This window comes from Oceanobacter kriegii DSM 6294 (assembly GCF_000422845.1).
Taxonomy (GTDB): Bacteria; Pseudomonadota; Gammaproteobacteria; order Pseudomonadales; family Oceanobacteraceae; genus Oceanobacter; species Oceanobacter kriegii.
On record NZ_AUGV01000019.1, the window covers coordinates 1 to 17,457 of the forward strand.

Annotated in this window: 16 protein-coding genes; 5 read left to right on the forward strand and 11 right to left on the reverse strand. The window is 56.4% G+C overall.

Going from position 1 to position 17,457, the window contains the following annotated elements:
• Both G516_RS24870 and G516_RS0110670 read left to right on the forward strand, forming a co-directional pair.
• A partial coding sequence (locus G516_RS24870; protein ID WP_036535910.1) for a hypothetical protein occupies positions 1 to 1,064 on the forward strand: 1,064 nt, incomplete at its 5' end.
• Positions 1,061 to 1,957, forward strand: a complete 897-nt coding sequence (locus tag G516_RS0110670) for a hypothetical protein (RefSeq protein WP_028293644.1) — start codon at positions 1,061 to 1,063, stop codon at positions 1,955 to 1,957. The genes G516_RS24870 and G516_RS0110670, both read left to right, overlap by 4 nt.
• A 26-nt stretch (positions 1,958 to 1,983) precedes the next feature.
• On the opposite strand, the gene G516_RS0110675 is transcribed toward G516_RS0110670, so the two are convergent.
• Genes G516_RS0110675 through speB form a run of 7 tightly spaced genes read right to left on the reverse strand, consistent with a single transcriptional unit; the run spans position 1,984 to position 9,118 of the window.
• Complete coding sequence (locus G516_RS0110675) at positions 1,984 to 2,931, reverse strand: 2-hydroxyacid dehydrogenase (RefSeq protein ID WP_028293645.1); 948 nt, start codon at positions 2,929 to 2,931, stop codon at positions 1,984 to 1,986.
• Between the two features lie 21 nt (positions 2,932 to 2,952).
• Positions 2,953 to 3,705 (reverse strand): class II aldolase/adducin family protein, encoded by a 753-nt coding sequence (locus G516_RS0110680; RefSeq protein ID WP_028293646.1) that lies wholly within the window; start codon positions 3,703 to 3,705, stop codon positions 2,953 to 2,955.
• A gap of 4 nt (positions 3,706 to 3,709) precedes the next feature.
• On the reverse strand, positions 3,710 to 5,260 hold the full coding sequence (locus G516_RS0110685) for an amino acid ABC transporter permease/ATP-binding protein (RefSeq protein ID WP_028293647.1): 1,551 nt from the start codon (positions 5,258 to 5,260) through the stop codon (positions 3,710 to 3,712).
• A gap of 45 nt (positions 5,261 to 5,305) precedes the next feature.
• Positions 5,306 to 6,133, reverse strand: a complete 828-nt coding sequence (locus G516_RS0110690) for an ABC transporter substrate-binding protein (RefSeq protein ID WP_028293648.1) — start codon at positions 6,131 to 6,133, stop codon at positions 5,306 to 5,308.
• Between the two features lie 46 nt (positions 6,134 to 6,179).
• A complete protein-coding gene (locus G516_RS22050) occupies positions 6,180 to 7,292 on the reverse strand; it encodes an isopenicillin N synthase family dioxygenase (protein ID WP_051219294.1) in 1,113 nt (370 codons plus the stop codon).
• The gene (locus G516_RS0110700) at positions 7,289 to 8,140 is read right to left on the reverse strand and encodes a sugar phosphate isomerase/epimerase family protein (RefSeq protein ID WP_028293649.1); all 852 of its coding nucleotides are present in this window, start codon (positions 8,138 to 8,140) and stop codon (positions 7,289 to 7,291) included. The genes G516_RS22050 and G516_RS0110700 overlap by 4 nt, the downstream gene beginning before the upstream one ends.
• Positions 8,141 to 8,167: 27 nt before the next feature.
• A complete protein-coding gene (speB, locus tag G516_RS0110705) occupies positions 8,168 to 9,118 on the reverse strand; it encodes an agmatinase (RefSeq protein ID WP_028293650.1) in 951 nt (316 codons plus the stop codon).
• A 162-nt stretch (positions 9,119 to 9,280) separates the two neighbouring features.
• Here speB and G516_RS0110710 point away from each other — a divergent pair, with 162 nt between their 5' ends.
• Together G516_RS0110710 and G516_RS22055 are read left to right on the forward strand one after the other, a co-directional pair.
• Positions 9,281 to 10,177: a LysR family transcriptional regulator gene (locus tag G516_RS0110710; RefSeq protein ID WP_245582654.1), complete on the forward strand. Its 897-nt coding sequence runs from the start codon at positions 9,281 to 9,283 to the stop codon at positions 10,175 to 10,177.
• 114 nt (positions 10,178 to 10,291) lie between these two features.
• Positions 10,292 to 11,275 carry an MBL fold metallo-hydrolase gene (locus G516_RS22055; RefSeq protein ID WP_051219271.1) on the forward strand — a complete coding sequence of 328 codons (984 nt, stop codon included), beginning with the start codon at positions 10,292 to 10,294 and terminating at the stop codon, positions 11,273 to 11,275.
• A gap of 20 nt (positions 11,276 to 11,295) precedes the next feature.
• Here the strand turns inward: G516_RS22055 and G516_RS0110720 are convergent, their stop codons facing one another.
• Positions 11,296 to 11,952 carry a glutathione S-transferase family protein gene (locus tag G516_RS0110720; RefSeq protein WP_028293652.1) on the reverse strand — a complete coding sequence of 219 codons (657 nt, stop codon included), beginning with the start codon at positions 11,950 to 11,952 and terminating at the stop codon, positions 11,296 to 11,298.
• 91 nt (positions 11,953 to 12,043) lie between these two features.
• Between G516_RS0110720 and G516_RS0110725 the strand changes: the two genes are divergently transcribed.
• Entirely contained in the window at positions 12,044 to 12,682 is a 639-nt protein-coding gene (locus tag G516_RS0110725; RefSeq protein ID WP_028293653.1) for a TetR/AcrR family transcriptional regulator, read from the forward strand.
• Positions 12,683 to 12,804: 122 nt separating this feature from the next.
• Here the strand turns inward: G516_RS0110725 and ahpF are convergent, their stop codons facing one another.
• From ahpF to stpA, 3 genes are all read right to left on the reverse strand, one after another.
• Complete coding sequence (ahpF, locus tag G516_RS0110730) at positions 12,805 to 14,367, reverse strand: alkyl hydroperoxide reductase subunit F (RefSeq protein WP_028293654.1); 1,563 nt, start codon at positions 14,365 to 14,367, stop codon at positions 12,805 to 12,807.
• A gap of 771 nt (positions 14,368 to 15,138) precedes the next feature.
• Positions 15,139 to 15,696 (reverse strand): alkyl hydroperoxide reductase subunit C, encoded by a 558-nt coding sequence (gene ahpC / locus G516_RS0110735; RefSeq protein WP_028293655.1) that lies wholly within the window; start codon positions 15,694 to 15,696, stop codon positions 15,139 to 15,141.
• Positions 15,697 to 16,075: 379 nt separating this feature from the next.
• Positions 16,076 to 17,356 carry a glucosylglycerol 3-phosphatase gene (gene stpA / locus G516_RS0110740; protein WP_028293656.1) on the reverse strand — a complete coding sequence of 427 codons (1,281 nt, stop codon included), beginning with the start codon at positions 17,354 to 17,356 and terminating at the stop codon, positions 16,076 to 16,078.
• Positions 17,357 to 17,457: the final 101 nt, after the last annotated feature.

The following is a 17,457-nucleotide window of genomic DNA, read 5'->3' on the forward strand; positions in this document are numbered from 1 at the left end:
CCAGCCGCTACAGCAACCAGGCATTGCCAAGCCTTGAGATGGATCAGGTGCTGGCGCCTTATTGGGACGACTTGATCGATGCTGGCAATGGTAGCTACTCCTACGCCATCACAGGTACGGCACCTGACCGCAAACTGGTCATTAATTACAACAACATCAACTATTTTGGGTCCAGATCCAGCACGGTCACCTTCCAGGTTGTGTTGAACGAGTCCCTGCCCGTTGTCATGTTCAACTACCAGTCGGTGGTGTCCTCAGACAGTCGTGTCAGCAACGGCGCTTCGGCAACCGTCGGCCTTGAGTTTGATGGCTACGGTGAAACCTACAGCCACAACAACCCGCTGCTGCAAGACGAGATGTCGCTGATGGTTGCTGGAGCAGATATTGAATACCCTCAAATCAGCCGCTTTGATTACTCCGGCCTGCCGCGCGTTGGCTATCCAATGACCTTCGTTGCAGAGCTGTCCTCTGACTCACCGGAAAGCAGCTATTTGCTGCTGGACCTGAACGATGGCAACGGTCCACAAGCGTATGAATCCGGTACCGAAGTGACCGTCAGCTACGACGCTGAAGCCATTTATACGCCATCGGTGCAGGCTCTGACCGACAATGCCAGCACCTCTGCCAGCCTGACCATTTCGGTTCTGAACCTGTCCGATGTGGAGCAAGCTCTGATTGACCAGGCTGCGGCAGAGCGTGAAAGCGCCATCATCGCCAGCCCTGGCGATTATGGCCTGGTAACAACCGATGCGCTTGATGAACAAATCAGTGCTGCCGTTCAGGCAGTGCTCGACAACCCGGCAGCCTACGGTCTGGCTGTTGTCATGAACACCTCGGAAGACATTGCCGCTCTGGAAGCCGGTACGCACCTGCTGGGAGCATCAACGGACATTACTGACCTGGACAGTTTCTTTACCGACGTGCGCTTTGTGTGGGTCTATGAAGACGGTGCTTTCAAAGGCTGGTCTCCTGACGCGAACCTGCTAATCCAGCTGCAGAACTCCGGCTACAGCGTGCTCGACAGCATTGAATCCGGTCAAGGCTTCTGGGTGACCAAACAATGAACAAGACCATAAGCAAGAAAGCCATGTTGCCAGCACTGCTGGCAACCATCGGACTGACCGCCTGTGGAGGCGGTTCCGGTGACTCCGGGAACAGCACCGAGAGCCTGCAAGGCAGCGTCAGCAAAGGGCTGGTGGTCGGCGGCCAGGTAGACATCCTGACGTCAGCCAATGGCGAGTTACTGGCGCAAGCCACCACCAACAGCAACGGCGTATTTACCGTCGAACTGGACGCCATGCCGGATGTCATCTTCGTACGCGTTACCGCAGCCTCAGATGGCTCCACCATGATGCAGTGTGACTGGTCAGAATGCGGAGCGACCAATAGCCAGGACGAAGACAGCAACAACAACGGTGTGATCGACTTTGGTGAATGGCAACAGGTCGATGAAAGCTTTGAACTGACAGGCTGGATAACTGCCGAACAGGCACGCCAACAGTCGTTCAGCATCAACCCGTTTACCCATGCTGCCGCCCAGCAGTTCAGCAGTGCACCGTCTGGCAGCGCGCTGGACGATGCCTATGCGGATATCCAGAGCACCTTCTCGCTGTACAGCCGTCCGGACCAGATTCAGGTACAGGACGTGGCAGACTCCAGCCTCGACACGGCTCAACTGCAAGACCAGTTAATGGCCGCCAGTGTATTGAGAGTCTATGCACCGCAGAGCAGCAGTGTCGAGGAAGCCTTGCAGGCTGTCACCGAGAGCAATCAGGCGGTGACGGATATCAGCATGACGGATGTCACCAACATCGTCTTGCAAGCCGTCATGACACAAGCGTCCAACGACGATTATGCCGATATGACAGCCTCCCTGACCGAAGCCAACAACGAAGCGTCAGAACAGGAAAATCGCCTTTCCAACAGCGACCTTCCAATGCTGCCGCCCTTGCAGTAACAGCCAGGGCACCAATAACAAGAGCCTTAATAGCCCTTCGCTGTATCCACCGGATGCAGCAAGGGCTTGCCTTCCAGGATGTGACGACCATTGTCCACCAGCTGGCCAAGAATGGCTTTGCCGGAGGCCGCTGAGGCCATGTGTGGGGTAACCACCACGCCTGCGGTGCTCCACAGCGGGTTGTTTGTATCCAACGGCTCTTGCGGGAACACATCCAGCACTGCGCCACGCAGATGGCCGCTTTCCAGCGCGGTAATCACGTCTGCTTCGTTGAGGTGTTCACCGCGACCACAGTTCATCACCACCGCACCTTGCGGTAGCTGCTGAAACAGCGACTGGTTCAAAATGCCGTCGGTTGCAGGAGTTAATGGCAGCAGGTTCACCAGCAGATCACAGCGTGACAGAAATTCCGGCAGGTCTTCCTCGCCCCAGAGGCAGCTGACCTGATCGACCCGTTTTTCCGAGCGCGACCAGCCCGCCACCGGGTAGCCGAATTTGGCCAACCCTTCGGCAATAAAGCAGCCCAGCTGTCCCATGCCCATCACGCCAATGCGCATCTTGCCCGCACGACGCTGTGGGTGCAGTTTCCAAACCTTGTCGGCCTGTTGCGCCAGTGCCTTGTCGAAGTCGCGCTGGTAATGCAGTACACCCCACAACACGTATTCCAGCATGCCCTGCTTCTGGCCTTCATCGACCACCCGACACACTGGCAATCCGGCTTGCATCAGGCTGGCCGGAATGTGATCCACCCCTGCTGATACCGCTTGCAGCAGTTTCAGATTGGGACAGGTTTGCAACAGGTCTTGTGGTGGATACCAACAGGCGGCAACGTCGGCGTTAACCGCTTCCGGGTCATCCAGACGATAGCAGGTAACGTCGTCGTACCAGCTTTCCATGCGGCTGATCAGCCGGTCGGCAAAGCCGCTGTCGTTGGTGGCGAAAACAATCTTCAGCGGTGTGTGATGGGTTTTCATAGTGAACTCGGTTGCAGGCGCTCAGTGTTTGTAGGAAGGGTCGATACGGTCCAGCTTACGCAACCAGGCCTTCCAGACCAACTGGCGTTCGTGCTCTACCCCACGAAATTGGTCGCAGACATGACGGGCCAATTGCGCTTCGATCGGCTGGACCGGTGTCAGCGCCGCTATTTGCGCCGCTGCCAGTTGAATGTCGCAAGCCTGATTGAGGGTGTACATAATCTGAAAGGCATCGGCGATGGTTGGCCCTACCGACAATAGTCCGTGGCTGCGCAGGATCATGGCAATGTTGCTGCCCAACGACGCCTGAATGCGCTCGCGCTCTTCCAGATTGAACGCCACCCCCTCGTAATCGTGGTAACCAATGCGCTCGTAAAACTCGGCACTGATCTGGTTCATTGGCAGCAGGCCATGCTCACAGGCAGCCACAGCCATGCCCGGCAAGGTGTGGGTGTGAATCACACAATGGGCGTCGCCGCGCGCCATATGTACTGCACTGTGAATGGTAAAACCGGCCGGGTTATAGGCCTGATCACCGTCCACCACTTCACCCTTGAGATTCACAACGACGAGGTCGCTGGCGCAGATTTCCTCGAACAGAAAACCGAACGGATTGATCAAAAACCGGGGCTCTCCACCACCCGGCAAGCGCACCGAGAAGTGGGTATAAATGGTGTCGTCCCAGCCGAACATGGCGGCCAATCGGTATGCGGCAGCCAGCTCTTCGCGCAGTTGCTGCTCGCTTGCCTGTGGGTGTTGAGTTACATCAGACATGAGCTTATCCCTGGTTAGCGGGCTCGGTCACCAATCCCATAAAGTGGCGAATACGTTGCAACTGAGGACTGACAACCGAGCTATCACGAATGGCATCCGGAGCAGCATCAACCTGCACCACACCATGTTCCATCATCATTACCCGGTCAGATACCTGCAGGGCAAACTCCATTTCGTGAGTCACAATCAGCATGGTCAAACCGGCCTTGGCCAGATCCTGCATCACCTTCAGCACCTCACCGACCATTTCCGGGTCCAGTGCCGAGGTGGGCTCATCAAACAGAATGATGTCCGGGTCCAGCGCCAGGGTACGCGCAATGGCCACCCGCTGCTGCTGGCCACCGGACAGCTGATGCGGGTATTTATCGGCGTGGGCCAGCATGCCCACCTGATCAAGCAGATATAACGCCCGTTCGCGAGCCAGCTGTTTCGATTCAATCTGGCCGTGGTAGCGCGGTGCCAGCATGACGTTTTCGGCTACGGTGTAGTGCGGGAACAGGTTAAAGCTCTGGAACACCATGCCAATGCGGCGAATGCCGTTGCGCAAGGTGGTTCTATCGGCGTGTTCTCCACCACGAATATAGCCCTCACCAAACAGCACCACTTCGCCACTGTCGAGGGTCTCAAGCTGGTTGATGGTACGAATCAGGGTGGTTTTGCCCGAGCCTGACGGGCCAATGATGCTGATCACCTCGCCGCTGGCGACGTTCAGGTTGATGTCTTTCAGCACCTGATGGTCACCGTAGGATTTCGACAGGTGCATCAGATTCAGCGCTGGCGGCTCTCCCGCTCGCAGGCTTGTGGGTTTGCTGATCGCCCCCTTGCCTTGCAAGCTGGTGCGCAGCGCTGCCACGGTGCTGTCAGACAAAGTGCCCGGATTGCGGGAAGGAATGTCCATGCGACGCTCCAGCCACTGCAACACCGCGCCGAAGATAGTCACAATCAACACGTAGTACACCGCCACCGCAAACAGGGTTTCCAGCACCAGAAAGTTTTGGGCATACAGCCGTTGGCCCGTCATCAGCAGCTCCGGCAGCGAAATCGCCGACACCAACGAGCTGAGTTTAATGATGGTGACGTACTCGTTGATCATGGTGGGCAGCGAGATGCGGAACGCTTGCGGGATCACAATCAGACGTTGAATACCGGCAAAACCCAGCGCCAGTGCGTGGCCCGCTTCACGCTGCCCTTTGGCAACAGAAATCAGGCCACCGCGGTGGATTTCGGCCATGTAAGCGGCTTCGGTCGCAACCATACTGACCAGACCAGCCACAAACGGAATGCCCAGTACCGAACCGGCCGCCGGAAACAGTTGCGGCAGGTTGTACACAAACACCAGCACCACCAGCAGCGGCACACTGCGGAAAAACCAGATATACACACCCGCCGGTACAGACAACCAGCGGTGCTTCGACATTTTGGCAATCGCCAACAGGAAGCCAAGTACCAGTCCAATGCCCCATGACAAGGTGCTCAGCACCACCACGGTGACACATGCCTGCCAAAACGACGACATGGTGAACAGCGAGAAAAAATAGTCCCAGTCCAGACTCATACTGGCTCCTGTATTACAGCAAATGAAAACGTCAGAACGCGGGGATTATTCCGCCGCCAGCAGGTTGTACTTCTTCAGCAGCTCGGGGTAATCGCCATCGGCGGTGATTTCAGCCAGCGCGCTTTGCAGCGCCTGCTTCAGCTCGGCGTTGCCCTTTTTCACGTAGATACCCAGGGTTTGCGGGTACACCAGATCCGGCGAGCTGATCTCAATGCGGCCACGGGTACGCTCGGCGAACATCATTGCGGCACCGGCAATTTCCAGCTGGGCATCGACGTTACGGGACAGCAGTGCTTGCGAAACTTCCGGTGCCGACGGGAATTCACGAATGGTGATGGCTTCTTTGCCATTCGGCACACAGTAGCTGGCCGACAGCTCCGTCAACTGCTTGACCCAGGCGGTACCCTGCTGCAAACCCACTTCCACGCCACACAGGTCTTCCTTGGTTTTGGGCTGAATAGCGCTGCCCTTGTTCACCATGATGTAGGCACCTGTACGGGCGTAAGGGATGGCTTCGGCCTGTTTCTGACGCTCGTCAGTGACGTACATGCCCGAGATCACCGCATCAAACTTGTTGGCACCCAGACCCAGAATCAGGCTGGTGAATTTGGTATCCACAAAGCTCGCCTCGGCACCCAGTTTGGCGGCCAGCAAGGCCGACATTTCCGGGTCAAAACCAACTACTTTGTCGCCCTCGTAGGATTCGAACGGTGGGTAGCTGATTTCCATGCCCACTTTCATGGTGTCGCCGCTCAGCAGAGGATCGGCAACTACCGGTGAAGACAGCATCGCCGCAGGGGCCAGCACGGCCGCCATGCCCAGCGCCAGCGTCGCCCGACGGAACAGGGATTGGGTTTTATCAGTGTTCAACATGATGACTCTCCTTCATCAAGAGTTTGGTTTTCAAAGTCAGTGGGTTTCAGCGGGTTGATGCAGTGCATTCAGGGTCGAGGCTGTTGGCAGCCTTCTTTTTCATATGGCCAAAGGTGGCCACCCCACGAGCCCGTTGAGGCAGCGATAACTCGCCTGCCGCCACCCGGTCGCGCAAGTAGGAATAGGTTTGCAGGGCCTGACTGTACATATGATCGCCAATACTAAGCGCTTCGTACTCGCTCGCCTCAGCCTCCTGCAAGAACTGTGGCAATGGCTGAATTTGCGTGTGGTAATCGCAGGCAAAGAACAACGGGAATGAGTAACGCTCGTCAGAGACCTTGCGAACCCGGTGCGACGTGGCGACAAACTGGCCGGCGGTCATCACTTCGAGCATGTCGCCAATGTTGATCACAAAGGCTTCTTCGCCCTGCTGTGATACCGGTGGCGCATCGATCCAGTCGCCGTCTTCGTTCAGCACTTCAAGTCCTGGCTGGTCTGCCAGCAACATGGTGAAGCACTCATAGTCGGTATGCGCACCAATACCGGGCGCGTCTTCGGCCGAAGCATCGTATGGATAATGAATCAGCCGCAGCTTTGATGGCGGGCACGTCACCATTGCATCGAAATAGTGCTCATCAAGGCCCAATGCCAGTGCAAATCCACGAAACAAGGTACGACCGAAGGCAAACACATCGTCGTAATAAGCCAATACCGGTTGTTTGAAATCCGCCAGCGGCGGCCATTCGTTGGGGCCAATCAGAGGGGTATTGGCTTGCACCAGTGGATGATCCAGCGATGCCTGAAAGCCGACATCAAAGGCTTCTTTCAGGTCCGGTTTGGCCGAGCCGTAGATTTCCTCTCCCCGTGGCACAAATCCCTTGTGACTGGCCGATGAGCCAATGTAGTAGTCCATCTTGGCTTCAAACGGCTGGGCAAAAAACGCCTTCGCTGCCGCCCGGATACCCGCCATGCGCTGAGCGGAAATACCATGACCCGTGACGTAGAAAAAACCCACCTCACGAGCGGCCTGACCCAGTTGCCCGGCCACCGCCTGACGCTCGTCCAGTGAATCACTGAACAGGCCCGCCACATTGATCACCGGCAGCGCCTGAAACGCGCCTTTGTTCGCTGCACTGCTGTTACTCGTATTTGTGGTCATGCTGATTGGCTCCATTGATCGAATTGCTGGCGCTGACGTTTGGCCATCCAGGCATTGAGCTGCCAAAGATCGGCCACCGGCACATTGGTAAACGGCAAGTGGTGCAAATAGCCATCACGGCCAAATTCCGGCGTCAGGGTTGTCTTGCTGAACCCCCGGGCCTGTTGGCTGGCCCAGACGCGCTGCCAGAAGGCTTCAAAGAAGGCCAGCTCATTGGCATATTCCGGTGCTGCCGGATGAGGCAGCTGCGGCCCCTGTGGATAACCTGCCCGAGCCTGAATGTGGTCAACCCGTTCTATAAATGGCTGCATCGCCTGCCAGTCCAGGGGGTGATCCAGCAGTCGCTCGGCTACCAGCACCCAATGACTGATATCGGCGGTAAAACGCATATCCGGCAGCTGCGCCAACAACTCCAGTGTCAGCCATGGGGAATACAGGGAAGTCGCGCGATGGGTTTCAAACAGACAACGAACTCCGGCCTGCTGCGCCAGCTCCAGCGCCGCACCAAAGAAATCCACTTGCATCGAAAGCGACCAACGGTCGTTGCCCGGCAGAATGTTCACCAGCTCTGGGCTTAATTCGGCCGCTTTCGGCAGCATGTCTCGCAGTCGCTGCAGATGCTGTTGCGGGCCTTCGGACTGATCCGGAATCACGTCGCCACCGCTGAACAAAATAGCGATGTAGCCCAGGTCGTCGCTGCGCAGTCGCTGTTGTAGCTGACGTCGTGCTGCTGCTTCCAGCGGCACCCGGGCTTCAATGCCCACACAACCAGCGGTGCGCAGTTCATCAACCACTTGTGGCCAGTCATCCGTTACGCCCCACAGGGTGCGGTGTATATCCAGTTGCATTTGCCTGTGCCTCCTGACTGACAACCGTTAGCGATAGCTCACACCCGGAAGCACACACAGCATTTCGTACAGCAGGTTGGCCCCCAGCTGAGAGGTGTTGCCGCTGACGTCGTACGGTGGCGACACTTCCACCAGATCACCGCCGATCAGGTTCAGGCCTTTGCACCCGCGAACGATCTCCAGCCCCTGAATAGACGTCAGGCCACCCACTTCCGGAGTGCCGGTGCCCGGCGCCCAGGCCGGATCGATGCCGTCGATATCGAACGACAGATAGACAGGACCATCGCCCATGATTTCACACACTTGCGCCATCAAGGGCTCCAGCGACTTGTGCCAGCACTGCTCGGCGGTGATCAGTTTGAAGCCCTGATCCTCACCCCAGCGAAAATCCTCGGCGGTGTAACCCTGAGCCCGCTGGCCAATCTGCACCACCCGGTTGCAGTCCAGCAGGCCTTCCTCCACCGCCCGGCGAAAAGTAGTGCCATGAGCGATTTTCTCGCCGAACATGTTGTCGTTGGTGTCGGTGTGGGCATCGATATGAATCAACCCAACCGGGCCGTGTTTCTTGGTCAGCGCCCGCAAAATCGGCAGCGTGACCGTGTGGTCACCGCCCATGGTGAGCGGAATCAGGTTGTAGTCGTTGAAGCGGGTGTAGTGTTCTTCGATCAGTTCGACCGACTTCAGCAAGCTGTAGGTATTGATGGCGACATCACCGATATCCGCCACCGACAACGAATCAAACGGCGCAGCACCGGTGGCCATGTTGTAAGGACGGATCATCACGGACTCATTGCGAATCCCGCGCGGGCCATAGCGGGTGCCCGGACGTTGTGACGTGCCCACATCCAGTGGAATGCCCACAAACCCCACATCCAGCCCGCTCAGGTCTTCCACAAGGGGCAAACGCAACATGGTGCCGCGACCGCCAAAGCGTGGCATCTCGTTTCCGCCCTGGGGCTGGTGCAGTACTTTTTCCATCGTTACAAACCTCATATCAACACGATCAGCGCCCAGGCATCGGGCCGCTGCTGAATCATGTGTTCATCCTGAAAGAGCGCCCTTGCGGGTTAAATATCAGAAGCGTGATAATCAGTTCATGAATTGCTGAACTTAAATTTTCCGGGCGGGAGGCATTTGATTTTGGAAAAAGGATTTAATATCAGGCACTTACAGGTTTTTTCGGCGGTCGTTCGGCATCAAAGCTATTCCGGCGCCCAGCAGGAACTGAACCTGACGACCTCCGCCATCAGCAATTACATCAGCGAACTCGAAAGTCGCACCGGCTTTGTGCTGTGCCAGCGTGGCCGAGGGGGTTTTGCGTTAACCGAGAAAGGCCAGCAGTTTCTGCAACAAACCCGCCGAACCCTTGATGAACTGGAGGAACTGGAGCGTCAGACCGAGGCCTTGAAAGACGATATGGGCGGTACTTTTCGCATGGCGATTCTGGATGCCACCAGCTCGGAACCGGCCTTGTCGATGCCCTCGGTGATTGCCCAATTCCGGCAGCAATTCCCCGCGGTGCATTTGAATTTGCAAATTCGCAGCCCCTACGAACAAGTTCATGCCATTCTGAACAATCAACTGGATTTTGCCATTGGCAACTACCCAACCACGGTCAATAACGTCATTACCGACCCCTTGTACCGCGAACAGCACTGGCTGTTTTGCAGCAGCCAACACCCGCTGTACCAGCAATCGCACATTCAGCGCGAAGACATCATGAACGCCGGCATTGTGACCCGCAGCTACTGGAACGCCGCCGACCTGAAGAAACGTGGCTTTCTGTACAGCACCGCCACCGTCGAGAGCATGGAAGCACAACTGATGCTGATTCTGTCCGGGCAATACATTGGCTATTTGCCCGAGCACTACGTTAATCAATGGGCTCACTCCAACCAGCTGCGCTGCTTGCTGCCGAGTGAATTTGGCTATCAGGCGGAGTTTTCGATGTTGTACCGACGTGGCCGCAGCCGCGAGCCCTTTATTCGCAGCATGCGCGAACTGCTGCAAAAGCAGACCGCCGCACAAATGAAATAACGCCTGGCCCTTTTTGTGCCCCTCTTTGGTCGGATTGAGACCCCTTTGCTAACGCGGTCTACTGGACCACATGACTCAGAAAAGACCAATTGCGCCAGGAAAGGACTTCCAGCCATGAGCACTCGCAGCACACCGGAAACCGGCAAATACCCTTGCCCACACAACCACCCACACGGGGTCTGGCAGCTGGATGCCGACTATGTGACCGAGGGCGCGGCGTGTGTCTATCTGATAGAGCAGGGCGACCGGCTGGCCATTGTTGAAACCGGTACTGTTCACAGCGTGCCGCACCTGCTCGACCAGATTCAGGTACTGGGACTCAGCCCGGAACAGGTTGACTATGTGATCCCAACCCACGTGCATCTGGACCATGCCGCCGGTGCAGGTCATTTGATGGCCCACTGCCCCAACGCCCGACTGGTGATTCACCCTCGCGGGCGTGTCCACATGGTCGACCCAGCCAAACTGGAAGCTGGTACCCGGGCGGTGTATGGCGATGACAAATACGAGGCGCTCTACGGCAGCCTGATCCCCGTCGACCCACAACGCATCATTGAAGCCCCCGACCAGTTCTGCATCGACTTCCATGGCCGAACCTTCACCTTTATCGATACCCCCGGCCACGCCAACCACCACTTTTGCGTACACGACAGCGGCAGCAACAGCATTTTCAGCGGCGACACCTTTGGCATTTCCTATCCGGTATTCGACACCCCCGATGGCCGCAACCTGCTGTTCGCCTCCACCACCCCGGTACAGTTCAACCCGGAAGCCTTACTGCAAAGCCTCGACACACTGGCAGCACTGGAGGCCGACTTCGTTTACCTGACTCACTATGGCCAGATTCAACCCAGCCCGGATAACCTGCGCCAGCTGCGTGATTCAATTCACGCCTTCGTCGCCATCAGCAACGCCTTTGAGCAAACCACCACAGGCCGTAAAGACAAGATTGCCGCAGGCCTGAAAACCTGGCTGTTGGAACAAGTGCAGCAGTACTTTCCACACGTCAGCCCCGCACAAGCCAGCCACTGGCTGGCGCAGGACATTGAATTAAACGCCCAGGGGCTGGATGTGTGGTTGAGCAGGCGGGCGAGGTAACCATAGCGCTTCGGCTGCTATCACTTCTGCGTCAGCACCCACGCCGACGACCGTTGGCGCATGGCGTGCAGCCATTGGCCGGTGGCCGAATCGTCGCTGACCAGTTTGCCGTTACCGTCGAGGTCCGGTACTGAGGCGGCGTAGTCTATAAATGGGGTCAGGATGCTGTCGGCGTAGCTGTAATCAGCTGTCGCCAGGCCGCCTTGCTCCTTGCCCTGCTGGGCTTGCAGCTGCTGTTCAATAATCGCCAGAAATGCCCGAGCCTTGGGCAGGTTTTCCACTACCACATCCAATCGCGGTTTGCCGTTCTCCCCTTTCGGAAAAGCCAGCTCCAGCAGTAGCCCTTCCATCACTGCTCGACTGGCGTTACTGGCCACAGCGCCTGCCCACTGGTCGATCAAGGCTTGTTGTTGTGGCTCGGCATTGGCTTTGCCCGCGACGCCATTCAGGTAACGGCAGATAGAAGCCGTCTCGAACAGGTGGAAGTCACCGTCAAACAACACCGGCATTTGCCCAAAAGGGTTCAGCGCCAGATGCTGTGGCGATTTGAATTCAATTTTTTCACCAAACGGCGCCATGCTGCTTTCAAGCTCAATGCCCAGTTCGGCAGCGTACAAACGCACAGCGCGGACGTATGGGCTGAACGGGGCTCCGTAGAGTTTCAGTGAATCGGTCATAACGGCTCCTTGTGGATAACGTGAGGGACTTGACGCACTTTAGATGCCACCACAATATGTTCAATAACATATTTTGAGAGTGAGCAGGGTCATGGCCTGGAGCAAGGATCACAAACAGCAAAGCCGCAGCAGAATCATCAGCGCCGCAGCGCGGCTGTTTACGCAGCAGGGGTTTGATGGTGTAAACATCGATCAGGTGATGGCCGAAGCCGGTATGACCCGGGGGGCGTTTTACAGTCACTTCAAGTCGAAGTCTGATCTTTACTGCGAAGCCATGAAACACGCCGCCCGCAGCCGTTTTCAAATGGCGCTGGAATGCCCGCTTGCTGCCGACGACACATCCCCCGACAACCCGCAGTCCAACAACCCACAGCCCAGCAACCCTCAACCCAGACTTAATGTCGGCAAGCTGATTCGTGGTTACTTGTCCGATATGCACCTGAATACCACCGACAGTGGCTGCCCGCTGGCGTTTCTGGTCACCGATGTGGCACAGCAGGATGACGCCATTCGTAACACCTACACGCGCTTGTTCAGAGGCATGGCAGAGGAATTGGCTGCAGTCAGCCAGGCCGAGCGTGATCAGATATTGCGAAACATGGTGATGATGATTGGCGGTGTGGCCATTGCCCGGGCATTGGCCGATGAAGCGTTACAGCAGGAGGTATTGAGCGCTGTTCGAACGGGTCTGGGCGGGCATAAAAAAACCGCTGTGGGGGCAGCGGTTTAAAGGGATAAGCCGGAAAGATCCAGCCTTTGACTACCGCAGTAGCCAGCCACTGCCAAAGGATGGAAATCTTCGGCAGTCACTTTGTTGGCCTGCCTGTTGGCAAGCCGAATCGGGGGCCTGAATCAGTTACGAATCAGGTAATCGAACGCACCCAGTGCAGCGGTCGCACCAGCACCCATCGAGATGATGATCTGCTTGAACGGTACGGTGGTCACGTCACCGGCAGCAAATACGCCGTCCATACTGGTCTGGCCTTTGGAGTCGATCACAATCTCACCACGGTTGGTCAGTTCCAGCGTGTTCTGCAGGAATTCGCTGTTCGGTACCAGACCGATCTGAACGAAGATGCCAGCAACGTCGAGGTCGTGCATTTCGTCAGTCAGGCGATCCTTGTACTTCAGACCCGTCGCCTTGCTGCCATCACCAACCACTTCAGTGGTCATGGCGTTCTTGATGATGGTGACGTTAGGCAGGGATTCTGCTTTCTTCACCAACACGGCATCGGCACGCAGGGTGTCGCCGAATTCCAGTACGGTCACGTGTTCGACGATACCAGCCAGGTCGATGGCCGCTTCAATACCGGAGTTACCACCACCAATGACCGCGGTTGGCTTGCCTTTGAACAGCGGGCCGTCGCAGTGTGGGCAGAAAGCAACACCCTTGGTCTTGTACTGGTCTTCACCCGGAACGTTCATTTCTCTCCAACGTGCACCGGTGGCCAGAATCACGGCTTTGGTGGTCAGAACCGCGCCATTTTCCAGCTCAACTTCTTTCAGCTTCTTGCCGTCGACTTCGATTTCGCGAATCTCTTTGGCGCGCTGGTTGGTCATCACGTCGATGTCGTAGTCTTTAACGTGTTCTTCCAGACCGGCAACCAGCTTTGGACCCTCGGTGGCTTTGACAGAAATAAAGTTCTCAATCGCCAGTGTATCCATCACCTGACCGCCGAAGCGTTCAGCAACGATACCGGTGCGAATGCCCTTACGTGCGGTGTAAATCGCCGCAGAAGCACCGGCAGGACCACCACCGACAACCAGTACGTCGAACTGTTCCTTAGCAGAGATTTCAGCGGCTTTCTTGGCTTCCGCATCGTCGTCAACCTTGTTGACGATCTCTTCCAAGGTCATACGGCCGTTACCGAATGGTTCGCCGTTCAGCATCAGCGTTGGTACCGCCATGATGCCGACTTCTTCCACTTCTTTCGGGAACACACCGCCGTCAATCATGGTGGCCTGAACATTCGGGTTCAGTACCGCCATCAGGTTGATGGCCTGAACCACGTCCGGACAGTTGTGACAGGACAGCGATACGTAAACTTCGAAGTTCAGCGCCTTGGTCAGGCCTTTCACTTGCTCCAGCAGCTCTGGGGCTGCCTTGCTTGGGTGACCACCGGCTTGCAGCAGTGCCAGCACCAGCGAGGTGAACTCATGGCCCATTGGTACGCCAGCGAAGGTAACACGGGCGGCTTCGCCTTCCGGGCCAACCGTCATACGTGGAGTACGACCGCTGTCGCCAGAAACGATCTTCAGGGACACCTTGGCAGACAAACCGGCAATGTCGTTACCCAGGCTTTCCAGCTCGGCGGATTTGTCATTACCTTCTTTGGTGAAAACAGTCACTTCAATCGGACGCTGGATGTTCTGCAGGTAAGTGCCCAATTGTTGCTTCATTGCTGTATCAAGCATGATGAACTCCCAAATTCGTTAGTTTCACTCGTATCGCCATCGCTGGCAGTGACAAGCGCTTTTGTTCAGATGATGTAAATATATTAGCGCCGCCTTTCTGATTATATAAATCAATCTTTCCTAAGGCCCTGATAGCTATCAGCTAAAAACTTCTAATAGAAGAAAGCTATAAAAATGTCCGCTAACCATCGTGATATCTGCGCTTTACTGGCCTTGCTCTGACCTACGGAGCACCGCCACTGGCGCTTGCCACAAACAAAAACAGCCATATCCGAAGATACAGCTGTTGTATTGACTGCAGGGATTTCGGAGCCCCCTGAAGCTGCCTGGTTGCATTTCCGACACCTGTCTGGAAACCGCAACCTGTTTGGGCGGCCCCGCCACCGATGCATTCGGAGTGACGGTGAATAACATCGGGGCAGAACCATAAAAATCGGTTGTTTGCTTCTGATAACAACAGCCTGGAGGCTGGATAAGAAGCAGGCGGACCCAATAGATCCGCCTTCAAGCTGGTGCCAAACCAAAAGCGTTGGCACCGCTGGCTTGTGGGCAGGGCCCACACTACTCGCGTAAGGTTTCTCACTAAAGCGAAGCGCTAACGCAAGTAGCTTTCAGCAGGTCACCTCATCAAACACCGAAGCGACCAGTCTGACACGGCAGGTGAGATGGAGAACAAGGCGCTTTGACGCGAGGACTCAAGACATACCGCACTGGTAGGCGCAGAGCCGAGCGTCAAAGCAACACCGTTATCCGCTCACATGTGAAGTCAGATTAGATTTTGCCAACCAGATCCAGAGAAGGAGCCAGAGTCGCTTCACCTTCTTTCCACTTGGCTGGGCAAACTTCACCTGGGTGAGAAGCAACGTACTGAGCGGCTTTCACCTTACGCAGCAGGTCCTCTGCGTCACGGCCGATGCCTTCAGCAGTGATTTCCATCGCCTGGATAACACCTTCTGGATCGATCAGGAAGGTAGCGCGGTCTGCCAGGCCAACGCCTTCACGCATTACGCCGAAGTTGTTGGTGATAGTGCCAGTCTGGTCGCCAACCATGTAGTAGTTGATCTTGCCGATGGCTTCGGAAGTGTCGTGCCATGCTTTGTGACAGAAATGGGTGTCGGTAGATACAGAGAATACTTCTACGCCCATTTTCTGCAGTTCTTCGTACTTGTCAGCCAGATCTTCCAGTTCGGTTGGGCACACGAAAGTGAAGTCAGCTGGGTAGAAGAAGAATACGGCCCACTTGCCTTTAACGTCGGCTTCGGTGATGTCTACGAATTCACCGTTTTTGAAAGCGGTAGCTGCAAATGGCTTGATTTCAGTGTTGATCATTGTCGTTCTCCAAATCGTTTGGATCATGGGTTAGGAAACAGGATCTATAGTGCACCCGATCAAGCAATAGCGAAAATTGATGTTTTCAAACACCATGATAGGTTTGCCTGATCAGCCGATTCCATCGGGCTGTAACCGAACATCAGCATTGCACGGTGGCTGCCACTGAGTCACGGGCATCGCCACAGCACATCGCTTCGGCAACCATCATACGCCGACAGTTCCGCCATTCTGTGTGACAAATTGGTGGCGAAATGTCAGCGAATACAGCCGCTGTTATGAGCTTACTCAGAGGCTGGGGACCCTCTGAATAACTCGGTGCCCGCTCTGGATGACAGGGCGAAGCAGGAAGCCAGAGCCGAGAGCTGTGCAGAGTTATTCAGCGGGTCCCAAGATAATGATTGAAGAACTGGGTGTACTGACGGTAACCGTCGGCGGCCACCCAGTTCACCCGCAAGGGGTCGTGTTGGTCGGACAGGCCGGAGACCCCCTGCCAGAAGTTGCTGTCCTGCGGGCCGTATTGTTGCAGGCTGGCGGCATCCACAGAGGGTCGCATCACTTCGCCACCGCTGCTGTCCACCAGCAGCACCACGTTGTCGGATTCAAACGCCAGCCCGAGGTCTTGCACCAGCGTCAGAAAGCCGCGGTCGCTGCCCCCGCGAAGGGTTTGCTCGACGCCTTCGGTTTCAATGGTCGATGAGGTAATGGTGTCGCCAACGCCGATGATTCTGGGCATCAAGTCGGGATCGAAGCGGGCTCTGGCGAGGGTCACCAGATCATCGTGGGAGGCTGGCGCGTTGCGGGCGCTGAAATCCTCACCCAGCGGGTAGTCGCCGGTCTTGCGGAAGTAATAGTCGTTCAGTAATGCCATCACCCCGGCTTCCTTGACCGCACCCCGCAGCATGAACTGAAAATCGGTGGTGCCCCAATGATTGCCGCTGGCGGGTTTGATGCGCTCCACTCCGGTTGACGGGTCACGTCCCAGGTTGGGGGCGTAATGCACGAAGAAGGAATCCTCCATGCCCTGATCACGGGCTTCCTGAAGCAGCTGGTTCATAAAGCGCTGAATATCGGCCTGCAACTGGCTCACCGCCGAGACACTGCCCAATACCGCGCACAGCAGGTTGGCGTTAATGGTGGGCGACACCCGGTTATCCAGCACCACGGTTTCAGCCAGCAACTGAATGTTTTCCTTGGCCAGGTTGTATGGCGGATTGCCCAGCAGGTTGATCAGGAAGTAGCGTGCCTTCACCGGCACCTGGAACAGGAACGCCAGTTCTTGCGATTGAACCCCCGGGTGGCTGACCTTGCCAAACCGGCTTTGCCACTGCACCCCACCGGCCGCCAGCCCAGGCAGATACAAGCCTTCGTGCTTGGCCAAATCGCGGCCACAGGTGCGATCAATAATAGGGTTTACGCCACGTTTTCCCACGTGCTCGCCATTGGTCAGCACGTAGAAGCGGCCGTCCAGCTTTTGCACCGCCCGCACGTAGTCCGGCGCAATGGTGCGGCTGAGTGGATCGTTCACCAGCCCCATGCAGACACCATCGAGATCCTGAATCACCAGAAAGTCCTGCTGTTGCCGCAACTGCTCACCCAGCAGGTTCAGGCGGGTATTCCAGCAATGGGATGACAAGGGAATGGACGATGACTCTGGCATGAAACCTCCGTGACGAATGGACACTGGCTGTGACCAGTGTACGCCGGTTTCGGTTGCAGATTCATCTGCTGATAACCGCAGTAGCAGAAGTGCGGGCTGGC

Excerpts from the sequence above, each read along its gene's own strand:
- G516_RS0110670 (WP_028293644.1), top strand. The coding sequence starts at position 1,061 with ATGAACAAGACCATAAGCAAGAAAGCCATGTTGCCAGCACTGCTGGCA.
- G516_RS0110675 (WP_028293645.1), bottom strand. The coding sequence starts at position 2,931 with ATGAAAACCCATCACACACCGCTGAAGATTGTTTTCGCCACCAACGAC.
- G516_RS0110680 (WP_028293646.1), bottom strand. The coding sequence starts at position 3,705 with ATGTCTGATGTAACTCAACACCCACAGGCAAGCGAGCAGCAACTGCGC.
- G516_RS0110685 (WP_028293647.1), bottom strand. The coding sequence starts at position 5,260 with ATGAGTCTGGACTGGGACTATTTTTTCTCGCTGTTCACCATGTCGTCG.
- G516_RS0110690 (WP_028293648.1), bottom strand. The coding sequence starts at position 6,133 with ATGTTGAACACTGATAAAACCCAATCCCTGTTCCGTCGGGCGACGCTG.
- G516_RS22050 (WP_051219294.1), bottom strand. The coding sequence starts at position 7,292 with ATGACCACAAATACGAGTAACAGCAGTGCAGCGAACAAAGGCGCGTTT.
- G516_RS0110700 (WP_028293649.1), bottom strand. The coding sequence starts at position 8,140 with ATGCAACTGGATATACACCGCACCCTGTGGGGCGTAACGGATGACTGG.
- speB (WP_028293650.1), bottom strand. The coding sequence starts at position 9,118 with ATGGAAAAAGTACTGCACCAGCCCCAGGGCGGAAACGAGATGCCACGC.
- G516_RS22055 (WP_051219271.1), top strand. The coding sequence starts at position 10,292 with ATGAGCACTCGCAGCACACCGGAAACCGGCAAATACCCTTGCCCACAC.
- G516_RS0110720 (WP_028293652.1), bottom strand. The coding sequence starts at position 11,952 with ATGACCGATTCACTGAAACTCTACGGAGCCCCGTTCAGCCCATACGTC.
- G516_RS0110725 (WP_028293653.1), top strand. The coding sequence starts at position 12,044 with ATGGCCTGGAGCAAGGATCACAAACAGCAAAGCCGCAGCAGAATCATC.
- ahpF (WP_028293654.1), bottom strand. The coding sequence starts at position 14,367 with ATGCTTGATACAGCAATGAAGCAACAATTGGGCACTTACCTGCAGAAC.
- ahpC (WP_028293655.1), bottom strand. The coding sequence starts at position 15,696 with ATGATCAACACTGAAATCAAGCCATTTGCAGCTACCGCTTTCAAAAAC.
- stpA (WP_028293656.1), bottom strand. The coding sequence starts at position 17,356 with ATGCCAGAGTCATCGTCCATTCCCTTGTCATCCCATTGCTGGAATACC.